Below are 16792 nucleotides of genomic sequence, written 5' to 3' on the forward strand. Positions count from 1 at the left end.
CTAACATGATTTAGAGAAATATTGCTGTATCAGAATATCCACCTGGGTTTCAATATTGTTTGAAAAGGGGTACCCCGTGACATATTCATAAATGGGGTCAATTAAATTTGGCAGCAAAGTAGCCCCTATCAAATGGGACATCATAATGGTCAACCTTTTTGGATCTTTTTCGCCAGAAGCTTCACTGATGGCGTTTTTAAATTTTTTCATTCCAATGGCATTGAGGAAATTGAAATATTCCATTTGGCTTTTAAAAATTAATGGATTCTCTTGCATCACCATATGGGCGATGAAAGGGTATTGTTGAAAAATGCGCGCATATTGGAGCAAAAACCCTTTTATTTGTTCCGTTGATGTTAATGAAGGGTCATCGAAAATGGTAAAGGTGTCTTTCAAAGAAGTAAGCAGGGATTGGATTGCTTCGCTTATTAAATTTTCCTTTGAGCCAAAGTAGTAATTGATTAATGCGACATTGACGCCGGCGATCTTTGCGATTTTCCGAATGGTGACCCTTTTGATTCCTTCATCCTTCATCAAGTCCAACGCGGCATTTAATATGGCCTGTTTTGTGGTGTAATCTTCTTTATTTTTCATTGCTTCCCCCCCCGCCTCAAAAAAGTTAATCAGTGTTTTAAACGTTGTTTAACTAAAATATAACAAAATTTGACACGTATAGCTGTTAAACTTGTATGAAATTTCTGAATATTTAATATAATAAATGTAAAAACTATGAAAAAAATAATAACCTGCTTTGCATTTGACAGGCAAAGCAGGTTATGAGTATCAGTGATTAGAAGATTATTTTTTGTAAGCGATTATTAATAGGTTTCAGTCAGGCATGTTTATTTCTTGTATGGGTTGGATAGATCCATACCGTCCAAAGATAATCCAAGGGCTTTTGCGACACCTTCGCCATAAGCAGGATCTGCCAAGTAGCAGTGTAAGATATGACGGCGTTTAATGAATTCTTCGACACCTTCCATATTACGGGCAGTGTTTTCAAATAGGCGTTGTTGTTCATCGGCAGACATCAAGCGGAACAATTTTCCCGGTTGTTCGAAGTAGTTGTCATCGTCTTCACGGAAATCGTAGATGTCTGCATCGCCTTCAAGGGCTAATGGCGGCTCTTTTAAGTCCGGGTTATGTTGCCATTCGCCATAGCTGTTTGGTTCATAGCTTAATGTGCTTCCCAGGTTGCCATCGAAACGCATTGCACCATCGCGGTGGAATGAGCGGAATGGACATTTAGGTGCGTTGATTGGCAACAAATAGTGGTTTACACCCAAGCGATAGCGTTGTGCGTCAGCGTATGCAAAAATACGGGCTTGCAACATACGGTCCGGTGAATAGCCGATGCCAGGCACGATGTTGGATGGTGAGAATGCCGCTTGTTCTACTTCGGCAAAGTAGTTCTCTGGGTTTTTATTAAGTTCGATTTCACCAACTTCAATAAGTGGGAAGTCCTTTTTATACCATACTTTTGTCAAGTCGAATGGGTTGTAAGGCATTTCTTTTGCCTGTTCTTCTGTCATCACTTGGATGTACATTTTCCATTTCGGATAATCGCCGTTTTCAATGGCGTTGTAAAGGTCGCGTTGGTGTGAATCCGGGTCTTTTCCTCTTACTTCAGCTGCTTCTTCATCTGTCAAGTTTTTGATGCCCTGTTGCGTAATGAAGTGGAATTTCACCCAAACACGTTCGTTATCTTCGTTGATGAAGCTGTAAGTATGCGAACCAAAACCGTGCATATGACGGTAGCTTGCAGGGATACCGCGGTCAGACATGGTGATGGTGATTTGGTGTAATGCTTCAGGAAGCAATGTCCAGAAATCCCAGTTGCTGTTTGGATTATGCATATTTGTACGTGGATCGCGTTTTACCACGTGGTTCAAGTCAGTGAAGTGCAATGGATCGCGGAAGAAGAAAACAGGTGTGTTGTTGCCGACCAAGTCCCAGTTACCTTCTTCGGTATAGAATTTAATGGCAAAACCGCGGATATCACGGACTGCATCCGCATATCCCCGTTCACCGGCCACAGTAGAAAAGCGGATGAATAGCGGAGTCTTTTTCCCGACTTCTGAGAACATTTTTGCTTTCGTATATTTTGTAATGTCATTTGTCACTGTGAATACACCGTGCGCTCCTGAACCTTTGGCGTGCATGCGTCGTTCAGGAATCACTTCGCGGTTGAAGTTTGCAAGTTTTTCGATTAACCATACGTCTTGTAATAATACCGGACCTCTTTTTCCGGCAGTCATTGAATCGTGGTTACTGATGACCGGAGCACCGTTCGCTTTTGTAAATTGTTGGCGTTTATTAAGATTGTTCGTCATAATATAGCCCCTCCTCATTTGTTCTTTGCTTGATTCTTAATATAGCATAGGTAAATTAAAGTGTCTACTAAATTAGAATTATTATTTTTAAGAATTATTTACAAAAATATTAATATATTTTTAAGATTGATGAATTCTTCATTTTTTCTTCTGAAGTATGTAAAATCAAACGATAATTACAAATGTTCCAACAGTGATAATATTGATTGGAGGAGGGATAATTGAAAATGTAAAAAATTAAATGATAATAAAAGAGGGTGTCATCAATACGATGAACACCCATTATTTGGAATCTAAAATGATTTCAATTAATTCATCCCGGTCAATCAAGTAAACATCATTGGATTCCGCCAATTTTTGAGCCTGTTTTGTAAAATAGCTGTTAGTAATCACCCAGGCTTCCGTCGCATCATACATTTTTAAAGCGCCGATCACTTCTTGGACCGCTTTTACACCCACCGTACCGGAATATCTTTTTGCCTGGACGGCAATCGTACTTTCCCGATCTTGCAAAATAAGATCGGCGCCATAATCTCCTGAACTTTTTGTATAGGCCACTTTAAATCCACGCTTTTTAAAGAGCATCCCCAAATACTCTTCAAACTCTTCGCCGGACATTTCATCTATTTGTTTTATACCCGCTTTTCGAAGACGCAAAACCCGTCTTGTTTTCCACCATATTTTTATAAGAAAAAAGGTGAGCAGAAATACCCCTAAGGTAATCAGCGTGCCTTTCAAAGATTTTGTATAGTACCAACCGATGCAGGCAACACCGATCAGTAAAAGCCGAAACAAAGTCTTTCTGAATTTATTTTTCCTTTTCGTTCTTTTTGCCAACAGTCTTTACCCCTTACTACCATACTTATCATATATAGTACCATAAAAAGGGTACGTATGTTTGCGTTTGTTAAATATACCGTTCTTTTGCACTGATGAAGGAAAAAACAAATAAAATAAGGGATGTTGCCATAAAGATGATGTTTGGCACAGTCCAGCTTCCCGTGATTTCCTGAATGAACCCGAACAACACGGGACCGACCGCTGCGATCAAATAGCCAAAAGACTGGGCAAACCCGGAAATTTCGGAAGCTTCATACGCATTTCTGGTGCGCAAAGTAAAGAGCATCAATACAAGGCCGAAAGAGGCGCCTGCCGCAAATCCCAACAAAATCATCCAAAGAACTGCACCTTTTGTCCATTGAAAGAGCAGTCCGCTGAAACCGATAAGGTAACAAATTGTGAAGAAATAGACAATTGGCCGCTGGGATGACAGTTTTTCCGCTAATATAGGAATGAAAAACGTCATCGGCATTTGGGAAAGTTGAAATATCGAAGTCATTAAACCGGCCTTTTCCAGACTGAATCCTTGTGATACCAAGATTTCCGGAATCCAGGCAGTGGAGCAGTAAAACAATAAAGATTGCATGCCCATGGCAATCGCAATCGCCCAAGCGAGAGGGGATTGCCAAATTTTCTTTCCGCCTTTTTGACTTTGCCCGGATTCGCTTTTGCCGATTCGTTCGCCTCTAAGAATCGGAATCCAAGCGATCATTGTGAGCAAACCGAACAGAACGGTACAACCGAGAGCCCCTTGCCATCCGGTGAGCTCCGCAACCGGTTGGCTGAAGGCGAGGGATGCAGCTGCCGATATATTCATTGCCACCGTATAAATGCCTGTCAATAAGCCCACTTGATACGGATATTTTGCTTTGAAAAAGCTTGGGAATAAAACATTTCCGAAAGAAATGGCGACGCCGACCAAAACCGTGCCCACAATCAATAAGCTGATGGTTCCGATGGATCGTATCAGGATCCCGATGGACAAAAGAATTAAAGAATAAAACAGTGTATACTCCATGCCCAATTTGCGCGCAATCTTTGGCGCAAAGGGAGAAACGGTGGCAAAGGCGAGAAGCGGAATGGTTGTCAAAAAACCTGCCAACGTATTTGAAATGCCCAAATCTTCACGAATATATGAAATGATGGTGCCTACACCTGTGATCGGAGTCCTTACGGTTGTTGCGAAAAAGATGATGGCAATGAAAAAAAGAAAAGTCGCAAAAGTAAAGTGAATTTTTTTAGTGGGGTATTCCCGTTCAATCTTCATAATAAACCTCCAAAAATTCAAAATAACAAAAATAATGTTATATTAATAAAGTGCCTTTATGAATGGATACAAAAATAATAATAACTTCCAATTGTAAATTTTTATAGAGGAATGCTTGGAAAATAAATTAGGTAAGAAAATATGGAATGAATTAACTGACTCAAAGGAGATTCATCATGAAGAAAGAGACAGATAATCAAAAACAACTGAAACGGGGCTTAAAAGGCCGGCACATAACCATGATCAGCTTAGGAGGAACGATTGGGACGGGCCTTTTTCTCGCAAGCGGCGCTTCCGTTGCGCAAGCGGGACCGGGTGGAGCATTGGTGGCCTATGCTCTCATCGGAGTGATGGTGTTCTTTTTAATGACCAGTTTGGGAGAAATGGCGGCTTACATGCCTTCCTCCGGTTCATTCAGTACATATGCGTCAAATTTCGTGGATCCCGCCTTTGGATTTGCGATGGGATGGAACTACTGGTATAACTGGGCCATTACCATTGCCGCGGAAATTTCAGCGGTCAATTTAATTATGAAATATTGGTTTCCGGACAGTTCATCCTTTCTTTGGACCATTCTTTTTATTGCGGTCGTGTTAACTTTCAACATTCTATCCGTCAATGTGTACGGCGAAAGTGAATATTGGTTTGCCATGATTAAAGTGGCAACGGTCATCATCTTTATTATCACTTCCTATTCAATGGTTTTTGGGATCATTGGGGAAGAACAAGTGGGTTTGTCCAATTTCTTCATTGGCGACGGCCCGTTTAACGGCGGGTTTCTAGCGGTAGTGGGGATTTTCTTGGCAGCGGGATTTTCCTTCCAAGGGACGGAATTATTGGGGATTACAGCCGGTGAAACGGAAGAACCCGGGAAAAATATTCCGAAAGCTGTAAAATCCGTTTTTTGGCGCATATTATTGTTCTATATTTTGGCCATCCTTGCAATCGGCTTATTGATCCCTTATACAGATTCACGCCTATTATCCGAAGATGTGGCCGTTTCCCCATTTACGCTAGTGTTCGATAAATTGGGAATCGCTTTTGCCGCATCGGTGATGAACGCCATCATTTTAACCGCCATGCTATCGGCGGGGAATTCCGGTTTATATGCCTCTTCCCGCATGTTGTGGCAATTGGCGGTTGATGGAAAGGCGCCAAGACTTTTTGCCAAAATCAATGGACGTGGAGTGCCGATTTATGCGTTGCTTGCCACTCTGGCGGTAGGATGTTTGGCTTTTTTATCTTCCTTTTTTGGAGATGGAGTTGTATATATATGGTTATTAAACGCTTCCGGATTATCCGGTTTCATTGCATGGGTAGGGATCGCCATCAGCCATTACCGTTTCCGGAAAGCCTATATAAAACAGGGGAGAGACTTGAAAGATTTGCCTTATAAATCGCCGGTATATCCATTCGGGTCATTGTTTGCGTTAATTTTATGTTTAATTGTCATCATCGGACAAAATTATCGCGCCTTTATCGGGACAATCGACTGGCATGGCATTGCCGTTTCATATATTGGGCTTCCGCTGTTTATCATCCTATGGTTGGGGTATAAGATAAAACATAAAACCAAAATCATCCCCCTTGAGGAATGCAAATTGGATGTTGAAAAACATGAGTAGACAGTACTCATCCATATAAACCGGGTAGTTGGAACGGGAGAACGTGAAGAAGTCAAAAGGATGAAAAGATTGGTAAAGGATGGGAAAAAATGACGGTCTCAGTGGGTTTTTTTAGAAAAATTAACGAGTGGATTGCAGACGGGCTCTCAGAAGAAATAAAGTATCGGCCATTTCAAGTGGACGGGAACCCCTATAAGTCGAAAGTGTTTTTAGTTGGACTATATCCGGAATCCCTTGCTTATTTTGATTTGGAAGATGCAAAAATATACGCCGATTCATTGGTGGATGGGGAGCTGTTTGAACAATTAAATGGGCTTGAAATCCTCAACGCTTCAAGGGAATATAAGGGAAGTTTGAATTTTGCCCAATGGATGAAAAAAATATTCAATGAAAACGTCGTGCTGACGAACGTGAATGGTTTTATGGCGGAAGATTATAAGCAATTTAAACAAATGAAAAAAGAAAATCATTTTCGCTATCTTGCAGGGAAAAAATTGTTTGAACAAGTGCTTTATGAATTCTCGCCGGAAATCCTTATCATTGAGGGTTCAAAGGCTTTCGATGAATTCAGGGAAAACTTTCATGACCGTTTGATTCATAAAGCGGATGTCTTTGATACAGGCAATGTGCAGGAACTGGAGCAATCAGGGGTTGTTGCGGAATTGCCCCTTCAAGAAGGGGAAAATGTGAAAATACTTGTGTGCCGCAATATGTCTTACTTCGGGAAAGAAGGGGCGGCTTTTGGTACGTTGAAAGAAACCATTGGCCGTCTATTGTGAACCTTTTGAAAAAACAGAAAATACGAACAATTTGATTGCCTGTTGGCTAAATTTGCAGTAATTTCCGAATAATAAGGGTGTTTTTTCATAGAAATATCTTGCATTCGACAATTGACGTGTTTATAATTATAAACATTCAAAAATAAATAATATCGCACTCATATAATCGCGGGAATATGGCTCGCAAGTTTCTACCGACTTACCGTAAATAAGTCGACTATGAGGGGATAGTATTAGATTTGTCGGATGCAGTACATATGCACAAGTCTATGTGCTTTCGATCGGCTCGAAAGGCTTATTCCTCATAGGAAAGGTCTTTCGGGTTTTTTATTATCAAGGAATGACGAAAGGGAGATTCTTTAATGGATCTATTGAAAGAAAAGATTTTAAAAGAGGGGAAAGTGCTCTCGGATACAGTGCTGAAAGTGGATTCTTTTTTGAACCATCAAATTGATCCGCTGTTGATGAAAGAAATCGGGGAAGAATTTGCCAACCGTTTCAAAGATGAAGTGATAACAAAGGTATTAACGATTGAATCTTCCGGCATCGCACCTGCAACCATGTTGGGGTTATCGATTGGTGCACAGGTCGTATTTGCCCGCAAAAAGAAATCTTTGACTCTATCCGGAGATTTGTATACTTCGCAAGTGTATTCCTTTACGAAAAGAGAAACGAATGAAATATCCGTTTCCAAAGACTTTTTATCTCCTGACGATAATGTGGTCATCATTGATGATTTCTTGGCAAATGGAGAAGCGGTAAAGGGATTGTTGGATATTGCGAAGCAGGCCGGATGCAAAGTAGTCGGGGTAGGCATCGTGATAGAAAAAGGGTTCCAAAATGGCGGAAAAATGCTGAGAGAACAAGGTGTCCGGGTGGAATCTTTAGCCATTATCAAGTCTTTGAAAAATAACACGATTGAATTTGCTGAATAATCGATTGTTGAATGATTTTGAGGAGGAACATCATTTCATGACAAATGGAAAAGCTATAACTCTAGGAATACAGCATTTACTGGCCATGTATGCAGGTGCGATATTGGTGCCGTTGATTATTGGTGGTTCATTAGGTTTTGATGAGCAGCAAATGACATACTTAGTCGCAATCGACATTATGATGTGCGGGATTGCTACATTGCTGCAAGTGATGAGAGGGAAAGTTTTTGGGATTGGATTGCCTGTTGTATTAGGATGTACTTTTACAGCCGTATTCCCGATTATATCAATTGGCCAAAGTAAAGGAATCGGCGCCATTTACGGCTCCATCATTGCTTCAGGGCTGATTGTCATCCTCATATCAAGAGTATTCGGAAAGTTGGTAAAATTTTTCCCTCCAGTCGTAACGGGTTCTGTTGTAACGATTATTGCGATTTCCTTAGTTCCCGTGGCTATGAATAATATGGGCGGCGGACAAGGGGCTGAAGATTTTGCCTCAGCGTCCAACATTGCTTTAGCGATGATAACACTATTCATCATTTTATTGATTTATCGTTTTGCCACAGGTTTTATCCGTTCTATCTCCATATTATTAGGATTAGTATTTGGAACAATTGTAGGTATGTTTATGGGGAAAGTGGATTTTTCACCTGTCAAAGAAGCAGGATGGTTTCATATGGTTCAGCCCTTTTATTTTGGCACACCAACCTTTGATTTGGCTTCCATCATTACAATGACCCTTGTTGCGATGGTGTCATTGGTGGAATCCAGCGGCGTCTATTTCGCATTAGGCGATATTGAGAAAAAGCGGATTTCGGCGGAAGATTTGGCCCGCGGGTATCGTTCGGAAGGGTTGGCATCCATCATCGGAGGAATTTTTAATGCTTTCCCATATACAACTTTCTCCCAAAATGTGGGCCTCATCAAAATGACAGGGGTGAAGGAAAGAAAAATCATCGTCATTACTGGTGTGATGTTGGTGGCATTAGGCTTTTTGCCAAAAATTGCGGCGCTCACAACCATTATTCCAACATCTGTTTTAGGCGGGGCCATGCTTGCCATGTTTGGAATGGTGTTGACGCAAGGGATTACGATGCTGGCTCCTGAGATATTAAAATCACCGGAAAATACAATGATTGTTGCGATTTCGGTTGCCCTTGGAGCAGGGGTTGCCTTTGTTCCGAATATTTTCGAAGTATTGCCAGAGAGCCTGTCCATTTTAACATCCAATGGAATTGTGTGCGGTTCTTTATCTGCCATCGTGTTAAACATTTTATTTAATATGGTTGGTCCGAAAAAAGCGAAAACAGTGGCCGCAACAACTGTGGAAGAATAAAGAAATATGCCGGCGGAAAAAGTTCCGCCGGCTTTTTTTATGGGTTATGTCAAGGGATGGGGGATTAAGCATTTGGATAAATCATTTTCTTTGGATCCACATATTGGTCGAATTGTTCTTCGGTTAATAAACCTAGGGCAAGAGCTGCTTCTTTTAACGTTGTTCCTTCCGCATGGGCTTTTTTCGCAATTTTTGCCGCATTTTCATAGCCGATATAAGGGTTCAAGGCCGTTACAAGCATCAAAGAGTTTTCCAAGTTGCGTTTAAGCACTTCATGGTTAGGTTCAATGCCGACTGCACATTTGTCGTTAAAGGATTTCATGGCATCTGCAAGCAATCGCGCTGATTGCAGGAAGTTATAAATAATGACCGGTTTAAATACGTTCAGTTCAAAGTTGCCTTGGCTGGCTGCAAAGGCGATTGTTGCATCGTTACCCACCACTTGGGTAACTACCATTGTCAATGCTTCGGATTGTGTAGGGTTTACTTTGCCAGGCATGATGGAGCTTCCCGGTTCGTTGGCAGGGATCGTAATTTCGCCGATGCCGCTGCGAGGACCGCTGGCAAGCCATCTTACATCGTTGGCAATTTTCATTAAATCCACTGCCAATGCTTTCAATGCGCCATGAGCTGCAACGATTTCATCATGGCTTGTCAACGCATGGAATTTATTTGGAGAAGAAACGAATTTTTTGCCGGTGAGATTACTGATTTCTTCCGCCACCATGTCGCCGAATTTCGGATGGGCGTTGATGCCTGTACCAACGGCTGTACCACCGATGGCCAAGCTTTTTAAGTACTCCGTATTTTGTTTAATCATTTCTTCGGAACGTTCAAGCATGTAGTGCCAGCCGCTGATTTCTTGCCCAAGCGTTAAAGGTGTTGCATCTTGCAAGTGGGTGCGGCCGATTTTGATAATATCTTTGAAAGCCTCAGATTTGTCTTTTAATGTATTTTTCAATAGTTCTAACCGAGGAAGTAAATAGTCTTCCACCATTTGAACAGCGGCGATATGCAATGCGGTCGGGAATGTGTCGTTGGAACTTTGGCTCATATTGACATCATCATTTGGATGCACTTTTTCAGAAGAGCCTTGTTCCTCCAATAGCTGATTTGCGCGGTGGGCAATGACTTCATTCACATTCATGTTGGATTGGGTACCGCTTCCTGTTTGCCAAACCACAAGCGGGAATTGGTCATCCCATTTGCCTTCAAGAATTTCATCAGCTGCTGTAATGATGGCATCTGCTTTGGCAGGTGACAGTTTATTTAATTTTTTATTGGCGAGTGCTGCGGATTTTTTTAAAATGGCAAAGGCACGGATCACTTCTTTCGGCATTTTTTCTGTGCCGATTTGGAAGTTTTCTTTACTGCGTTGGGTTTGTGCACCCCAAATTTTATCAGCCGGAACACGTACTTCTCCAAGCGTATCTCTTTCAATACGGTATTCCATCTTTGATACAACTCCTTTATCAATATAATTGGTTGGTATCTGTATTTTAACCCAAAAAGAGAATCCATAATAGAAATTTGGCTGCAACATGCCAGTCAGTTGCAGCCTAGAAATGTCTATTCATATAGGGGGATATAGACATAGTTGGAGAAAATAATTTGGAAAATACTTTTCCGAGATATTTTTTGGGGGTACAGCTCGGAATTTTTTTCTTTACGATAATGATAATCATTATCAATTAAAAAGTCAACAGGGAATTCAAAATAAATGATGAAAATTTACCACTCCGCTCTTTGCATTTCTTCGGCAATGGTTTGCAAATCGTAAGAAGTGATGGTCAAGAGCTCATATTCATTCCGCTCCATATATTTTTCCACAAGCCTTTTCAAATATTTCGGGGATCCTTCATGTTCTTCATCGTAGACAAGCAATAAAGCATCGGTGTTTTGGATGATGAATTTATCTTTCTCAACAAATTGCCAAGGGGCTTCATACGGCCTTTTTGTAACACTCGTCACAAAATCGGCTTTGCCCAGAATATAAGCGTATTCGGCTTGCTTTTCTTCATTCCAGTTTTTCTCCATTTCCAAAAAAGGAGTGATGACGGCATATTTTAAATGGGGAAATGCTTTTTTTAATTCAATCACGACTTCCGCAGTCCATGTTTCCACACCTGGTTGTCCGCTGATGATGACCCATTCCAGTCCTTCATCAATCAAAGTTCTCAATTCATGTTCGATTGCTTTTTTAATCACTTGAATGCCCGGATGTTTTTTGGTGAAAATGCCCAGCTCATGGGGTCTGTATCCGGAAACGTAAAGCGATTTAATCATCTTCATCCCTCACTTTTGTACCTTTACTATATCGAATGATCAATGGAAATTCAAAATTGGGCGCGCTGATTTTTGATCTTATATGTACCAATGGTCAGTTACGGGCAGTTTCAACAATGGCGATTTGGAAAAAAGGATTAATAAGAAAGGATAGATGCAAACGGGTATTCCTCCTGTGCATCTATCCTTTTCTTAATGCCGCATGAAGTTTCGGGTTGTTTTCCTGCTTACTCAAGAATTTCTTTAATCCGTTCCAACGCCCAATCCAGTTGTTCTTTTGTGATAATTAGTGGGGGAGCAAAGCGAATGACGAAATCATGGGTTTCCTTGCATAACAATCTTTTCTCCATCAGCTGTTCACAATATTTACGTGCAGGTTCATGAAGTTCAACACCGATAAACAATCCTTTCCCTCGCACTTCTTTAATGACAGGGGATTTGATTTTCAATAGTTCCCCTTTGAAATATTGCCCCAGCTCCAGCGAACGTTCCACCAACTTTTCTTCCTCGATCACTTCAAGTGATGCGATGGAAACTGCGCATGCCAACGGGTTTCCTCCAAATGTGGAACCATGGGAACCTGGATTTAATACGCCTAAAATATCGTCGTTTGCCACCACTGCCGAAATTGGCAAAACCCCTCCGCCGAGCGCTTTTCCCAGAATGTAAACATCCGGCACAACTTCTTCCCACTCGCAGGCGAACATTTTTCCGGTGCGTCCGAGGCCGGTTTGAATTTCATCTGCGATCAATAGCACATGATGCTGTTTACAAAGCTCCGCCGCTGCTTTTAAAAATCCTTCAGGCGGAACGACAATCCCCGCTTCTCCTTGGATCGGTTCCACGATAAAAGCCGCTGTGTTTGGCGTGATGGCATTTTTGAGCGATTCTATATCCCCGTATGGGATCAGTTTGATTCCGGGAATTAATGGGCCGAAACCCCGTTGGTATTCCTTCTCTGAAGAAAGGGAAACCGGAAGTATTGTGCGCCCATGGAAATTGCCTGTGCAGCCAATGATTTCGGCCTTGTTTTCTTCCACGCCTTTCACATCATAAGCCCAGCGGCGGGCCACTTTAATGGCTGATTCGACGGCTTCAGCACCGGTGTTCATCGGCAAAACCATATTTTTTCCCGTTATTTTGCATAACTTCTCATACCAAGGTCCAAGTTGGTCGTTGTGGAAGGCCCGGGAAGTCAATGTCACCCGATCTGCTTGCGTTTTTAATGCTTGAATAATTTTTGGATGACGGTGGCCCTGGTTCAAGGCGGAATAAGCGGAAAGCATATCCATGTACTCATTGCCTTCAGGGTCTTTTACCCAAACTCCTTCCGCTTCACTGATGACAACCGGCAGCGGCTTATAATTCCGGGCGCCATATTTTTCAGTGATTTCAATTATTTCTTTTGATGTCTTACTCATAGAAAATCCCCCCTTAAAGAGTGTACTGAAGCGCGAGAACGAACATTCCCCTGGTTTAGCAGGCTTCATCTACTTCATTATATATGATGGATTATATTTTTTGTCGAAAAGTATTATTTATTCTACAATACGGGTTTTATTTGTTTTTTTGCCGCAATTCTTTGCTCCGCCCCCCGCAGTTGGTCTTGGATGAATAAATCGATCATTGCTATGAGTTCCTCTGGGGTCTGTTCCAGCTCTCCATTCAGCCAGCTTTCAACAACGGCACCCAGAGCCAATGTAAAGAAATGGGACAGAAAAGATACATATTCTTCTTGGGCATGGAGTTTCATTCCGAATTCATGAACCACCCGATGAATGATGTTATGAATATCCGAATAGAAAAATCGTTTAATATGTTTACGGCCCAACGATTGCAGTGCACACAAGCAAATATCGCGGTTCTCATCCAAATAATGGAACAGTTGCAGCAATCCTTCCTGCCACACTTTTGCGCTTTCATGGGCATCAATCAGAACGAGAGCTTCCTGTTGGAAAGTCCACCTCATCAGATCGTAAATATCTTCAAAATGATAATAAAAGGTTTGTCTATTCAGCCCGGCCGATTCCGCAATTTCGCGGATGGAAATTTGTTCGACAGGCTTTTTCTTCATTAATTCTTTTAAGGAATTGGAAAGAAGTTTTTTCGAATTTTTCATATCATTGCCCTCCGGAATTTGCTTATTTTAAACAAATGGCAGATTATTGTCTATGTTCGGTTCCGCTGTTTCATGATAGTTTTATTATTAGAAATTTAATGATTTTCAAAAAACGATTGGGAAAGGAGTTTGATAGTTTGAAATTGAGGGAGTGGCTCAATGTTCGAACTGCATCCTTTATTTTTTGGCTCGTTATTTCTATTATTATGCTAATAACCATGCCAAATTTAGATATATTGGTTCGGGAAAAAGGACAGGTTGAAATGCCTGCCTATGTTCAGAGCACCATCGCAAAGAATTTGCAAACCGGGATGGAGACGGACGGCAAGGAAAACTATCAATTTATTGCCGTATTTAATAGCAAAGAAAAATTGACGGATGAGCAGAAAAAAGAAATAGATAAAATCATCGAGGATTTCAAAGAACAGCGGGATGAACTTGGTATTACTAGTATTTTAGCTTATAACGACAGTGAAGAAACAGAAAAACAGCTTGTTTCGGAAGATGGCACGACGATTTTAACGCAAATTGCTGTGGATCAGAATGCCGGGACGGTGGAAGAAGTTGCGCAGCAATTAAGGAAACTGGCGGATACAAAAACAGTCGATGCTTACTTTACAGGTACGGATATCGTATTGGATGATTTTGCGAAGTCGTCCCAGGATGGAATTAAAAAGACGGAGATTATTGCTGTTGTTTTCATCCTGATTGTATTGGTCCTTGTATTCCGCTCCCCGATTGTGCCGTTCATTTCGCTCATTACAGTGGGGGTCGCCTATATCGTTTCCCTTGGTATTGTGACACAGTTGGTGGAACACTTTGATTTTCCGTTTTCAAACTTTACGCAAGTATTCATCGTTGTCATTTTGTTTGGTATCGGTACGGATTACAATATTCTTCTTTACAATCGGTTCAAAGAAGAGGTCAGCAAAGGCGGCCATATATTAAAAGCGATTACCGAAACTTACCGCACTGCGGGAAAGACGGTCATTTACAGCGGCATTGCCGTGTTTATCGGGTTTATGGCTTTATATTTGGCGGAGTTCCAATTGTATCGGGCGACTTCCGCTGTGGCCATCGGGGTGGCCGTGCTTTTGCTGGTGCTCATTACTTTGAATCCATTTTTCATGGCAGTGCTCGGTTTCAAAATGTTCTGGCCAGCCAAACAGGTAAATGGCCATCCAGAGAACAAACTATGGAAAGTTTTATCGAAATTCTCATTGTACAGACCGCTTTCCGCTATTGCAATTATTGCGGTAATCTGCATACCGTTCATTATCTCCAATTCTGGGGAGCTGAACTATAACGATTTAGTGGAAATTAATGATAAATATGAATCGAAGCAAGCAATTAAAGTCATAGAGGACCATTTCCCAGCCGGTTTTTCGGCTCCCTCCTATTTGATGATTCATTCCGATGAACCTCTTGCGACACAAAAAGCTTTGCAGGATATTGATGAATTGACAGAAGCCATTTCCAAGGTGGAAGGGGTATCGGAAGTATATTCGGTCACACGCCCTGCCGGAGAAAAAATTAAAGAATTATATGTACGGGATCAAGTGAATACATTAACAGAGGGACTTGGTACAGCAGAAGAAGGGATTTCTAAAATTCACGGAGGATTATCCGAAGCGGACCAGGAATTAGGCAAAGTGGACAAAGGCAAATTTGACAGCGTGCAACAGCTGATCGACGGCACGGAAGAAATGGAACAAGGCGTCGGCCAGCTGAATATCGCCTTGAGCCGGGTTTCCCAAGGATTGAAGGATGGGGCGCAAGGAGCGGAGGAAATCAGCAATGGTTTATCCGCTTTAATAGATAATATTCGGGAGTTGCGCCAAGGGGCAACGATGCTAAAAAATAGCTATGAAGAATTGGAGAAAGGATTCGGTTCCTTTGCGGACGTAATTTCAACGATTTCAAAGGCCGTTGAACAAAGTTATAGCAGCTTTTCTGCCATCCAACAATCACTGAAGGCGGCGGTGGCAACAAATCCCGGGCTGAATTCAGACGAAAATATCAAGCAGGCCATCACAATGGCAGAACAAGGAAAAGCCCAGACAGAAGCGTTGTTGGGCCAGCTTAAATCCATTACCCCGAAATATGATCAAGCATTGAAATCTTTCCAGGCAGCCAATGCTTCCATGGCTCAAATTACAAACGGGTTGAAAAAAATGGAAGAAGGCGTTGCGCAATTGCAATCCGGCGCTTCTACCCTTGCCGATGGATTACAATCCGGCGCAAAAGGGACATCCGCGATTGTTGAGAACACAAATCAACTGCAATCCGGCTTGAAGGCTGTAAACGAAGGACAGCGGCAATTGCAGCAAGGATTGACGGCATTACAGGATAAAATGGGCGATTTGCAATCCGGTTTATCCCAAAGTGCGGAAGGTTTATCACAAATCAAAAATGGCCTTGTGGATGCCCAGGATTATTTATCAGAATTGACATCCGCATCCGATGAAGTCTTCTATATCCCTCAAGAAGTGTTGGAGGGGGAAGAATTCCAGCAAAGCTTGGATCTGTATATGTCGGATGATCGCCAAACAACAAAAATCAATATTATTTTGGATGTCAATCCGTACTCAAAAGAAGCGATGTCCATTTTGAAAGATATTGACGAACAAGTAAAAGCGACTGTCAAAGGGTTGAGTTTCAGTGATGCGAAAGTGGCGTTGGGCGGAAAATCCGCTCAAAACGTGGATTTGCAAAATGTCTCAACAGGAGACTTTGCGAGAACCATCACCATCATGTTAATCGGTATTGCTTTTGTATTATTAATCATCACAAGATCTTTCTGGCAGACATTATTGATTATCGCATCCCTTGTCATTGCATATTTCACCGCTTTGGGAGCATCCGAATTCATCAGTGAACATGTGATAGGACAAGACACTTTCAGCTGGAATGTGCCGTTCTTCAGCTTTATCATGATTGTTACCCTTGGGGTCGACTACAGTATTTTCTTGATGATGCGATACTTTGAAAATGCGGATAAAGGTTATGAAGCGATAATTGACGCAGAGAAACAAATTGGAGGGGTTGTCCTATCGGCAGCCATCATTTTAGGCGGCACATTTGCGGCATTGCTTCCTTCAGGCATCGTCACGTTAATCCAAGTGGCAGTCATTGTGATTGTTGGATTGGTAATGTTAAGTTTGGTGATGCTTCCATCATTTATGCCGGCTGTCATGGGATTGACCCATAAAGTGAAGACATTGGCCGTACGGAAAAGGGAGTAAAAATAAAAGGTTATCCAGTTCAAAGGT

The 16792-nt window shown here is 41.7% G+C and carries 13 protein-coding genes and 1 riboswitch; of the genes, 5 read left to right on the plus strand and 8 right to left on the minus strand.

Going from position 1 to position 16792, the window contains the following annotated elements:
- From NST13_RS12815 to NST13_RS12830, 4 genes are all read right to left on the minus strand, one after another.
- Entirely contained in the window at positions 1 to 594 is a 594-nt protein-coding gene (locus NST13_RS12815; protein ID WP_342470644.1) for a TetR/AcrR family transcriptional regulator, read from the minus strand.
- A 248-nt stretch (positions 595 to 842) separates the two neighbouring features.
- Entirely contained in the window at positions 843 to 2333 is a 1491-nt protein-coding gene (locus tag NST13_RS12820; protein WP_342580730.1) for a catalase, read from the minus strand.
- A 282-nt stretch (positions 2334 to 2615) separates the two neighbouring features.
- Positions 2616 to 3170, minus strand: coding sequence for a restriction endonuclease (locus NST13_RS12825; protein ID WP_342470642.1), 555 nt, complete (start codon positions 3168 to 3170; stop codon positions 2616 to 2618).
- A gap of 70 nt (positions 3171 to 3240) precedes the next feature.
- A complete protein-coding gene (locus NST13_RS12830; RefSeq protein ID WP_342470641.1) occupies positions 3241 to 4440 on the minus strand; it encodes an MFS transporter in 1200 nt (399 codons plus the stop codon).
- A gap of 176 nt (positions 4441 to 4616) precedes the next feature.
- Here NST13_RS12830 and NST13_RS12835 point away from each other — a divergent pair, with 176 nt between their 5' ends.
- The 4 genes from NST13_RS12835 (at position 4617) to NST13_RS12850 (ending at position 9115) form a co-directional block, all read left to right on the plus strand.
- Entirely contained in the window at positions 4617 to 6065 is a 1449-nt protein-coding gene (locus NST13_RS12835; RefSeq protein ID WP_342470640.1) for an amino acid permease, read from the plus strand.
- Between the two features lie 89 nt (positions 6066 to 6154).
- Positions 6155 to 6844, plus strand: coding sequence for a hypothetical protein (locus tag NST13_RS12840; protein WP_342470639.1), 690 nt, complete (start codon positions 6155 to 6157; stop codon positions 6842 to 6844).
- Positions 6845 to 6982: 138 nt separating this feature from the next.
- Positions 6983 to 7084: riboswitch (purine riboswitch) on the plus strand.
- A 122-nt stretch (positions 7085 to 7206) separates the two neighbouring features.
- Positions 7207 to 7779 (plus strand): xanthine phosphoribosyltransferase, encoded by a 573-nt coding sequence (locus NST13_RS12845; RefSeq protein WP_342470638.1) that lies wholly within the window; start codon positions 7207 to 7209, stop codon positions 7777 to 7779.
- Between the two features lie 37 nt (positions 7780 to 7816).
- Positions 7817 to 9115, plus strand: a complete 1299-nt coding sequence (locus NST13_RS12850; RefSeq protein ID WP_342580731.1) for a nucleobase:cation symporter-2 family protein — start codon at positions 7817 to 7819, stop codon at positions 9113 to 9115.
- 64 nt (positions 9116 to 9179) lie between these two features.
- Here NST13_RS12850 and fumC read toward each other — a convergent pair whose 3' ends face one another.
- The 4 genes from fumC to NST13_RS12870 all read right to left on the minus strand — a co-directional run bounded on the left by fumC (position 9180) and on the right by NST13_RS12870 (position 13520).
- Positions 9180 to 10568 (minus strand): class II fumarate hydratase, encoded by a 1389-nt coding sequence (gene fumC, locus NST13_RS12855; protein WP_342580732.1) that lies wholly within the window; start codon positions 10566 to 10568, stop codon positions 9180 to 9182.
- A 278-nt stretch (positions 10569 to 10846) separates the two neighbouring features.
- On the minus strand, positions 10847 to 11401 hold the full coding sequence (locus NST13_RS12860) for a DUF1273 domain-containing protein (protein ID WP_342580733.1): 555 nt from the start codon (positions 11399 to 11401) through the stop codon (positions 10847 to 10849).
- A gap of 227 nt (positions 11402 to 11628) precedes the next feature.
- A complete protein-coding gene (locus tag NST13_RS12865; RefSeq protein ID WP_342580734.1) occupies positions 11629 to 12822 on the minus strand; it encodes an ornithine--oxo-acid transaminase in 1194 nt (397 codons plus the stop codon).
- 122 nt (positions 12823 to 12944) lie between these two features.
- Positions 12945 to 13520 carry a TetR/AcrR family transcriptional regulator gene (locus NST13_RS12870; RefSeq protein ID WP_342580735.1) on the minus strand — a complete coding sequence of 192 codons (576 nt, stop codon included), beginning with the start codon at positions 13518 to 13520 and terminating at the stop codon, positions 12945 to 12947.
- Between the two features lie 137 nt (positions 13521 to 13657).
- Here NST13_RS12870 and NST13_RS12875 point away from each other — a divergent pair, with 137 nt between their 5' ends.
- Positions 13658 to 16765, plus strand: coding sequence for an MMPL family transporter (locus tag NST13_RS12875; RefSeq protein ID WP_342580736.1), 3108 nt, complete (start codon positions 13658 to 13660; stop codon positions 16763 to 16765).
- Positions 16766 to 16792 lie beyond the last annotated feature (27 nt).

The organism is Ureibacillus sp. FSL W7-1570, assembly GCF_038593265.1.
Classification (GTDB): domain Bacteria; phylum Bacillota; class Bacilli; order Bacillales_A; family Planococcaceae; genus Ureibacillus; species Ureibacillus suwonensis.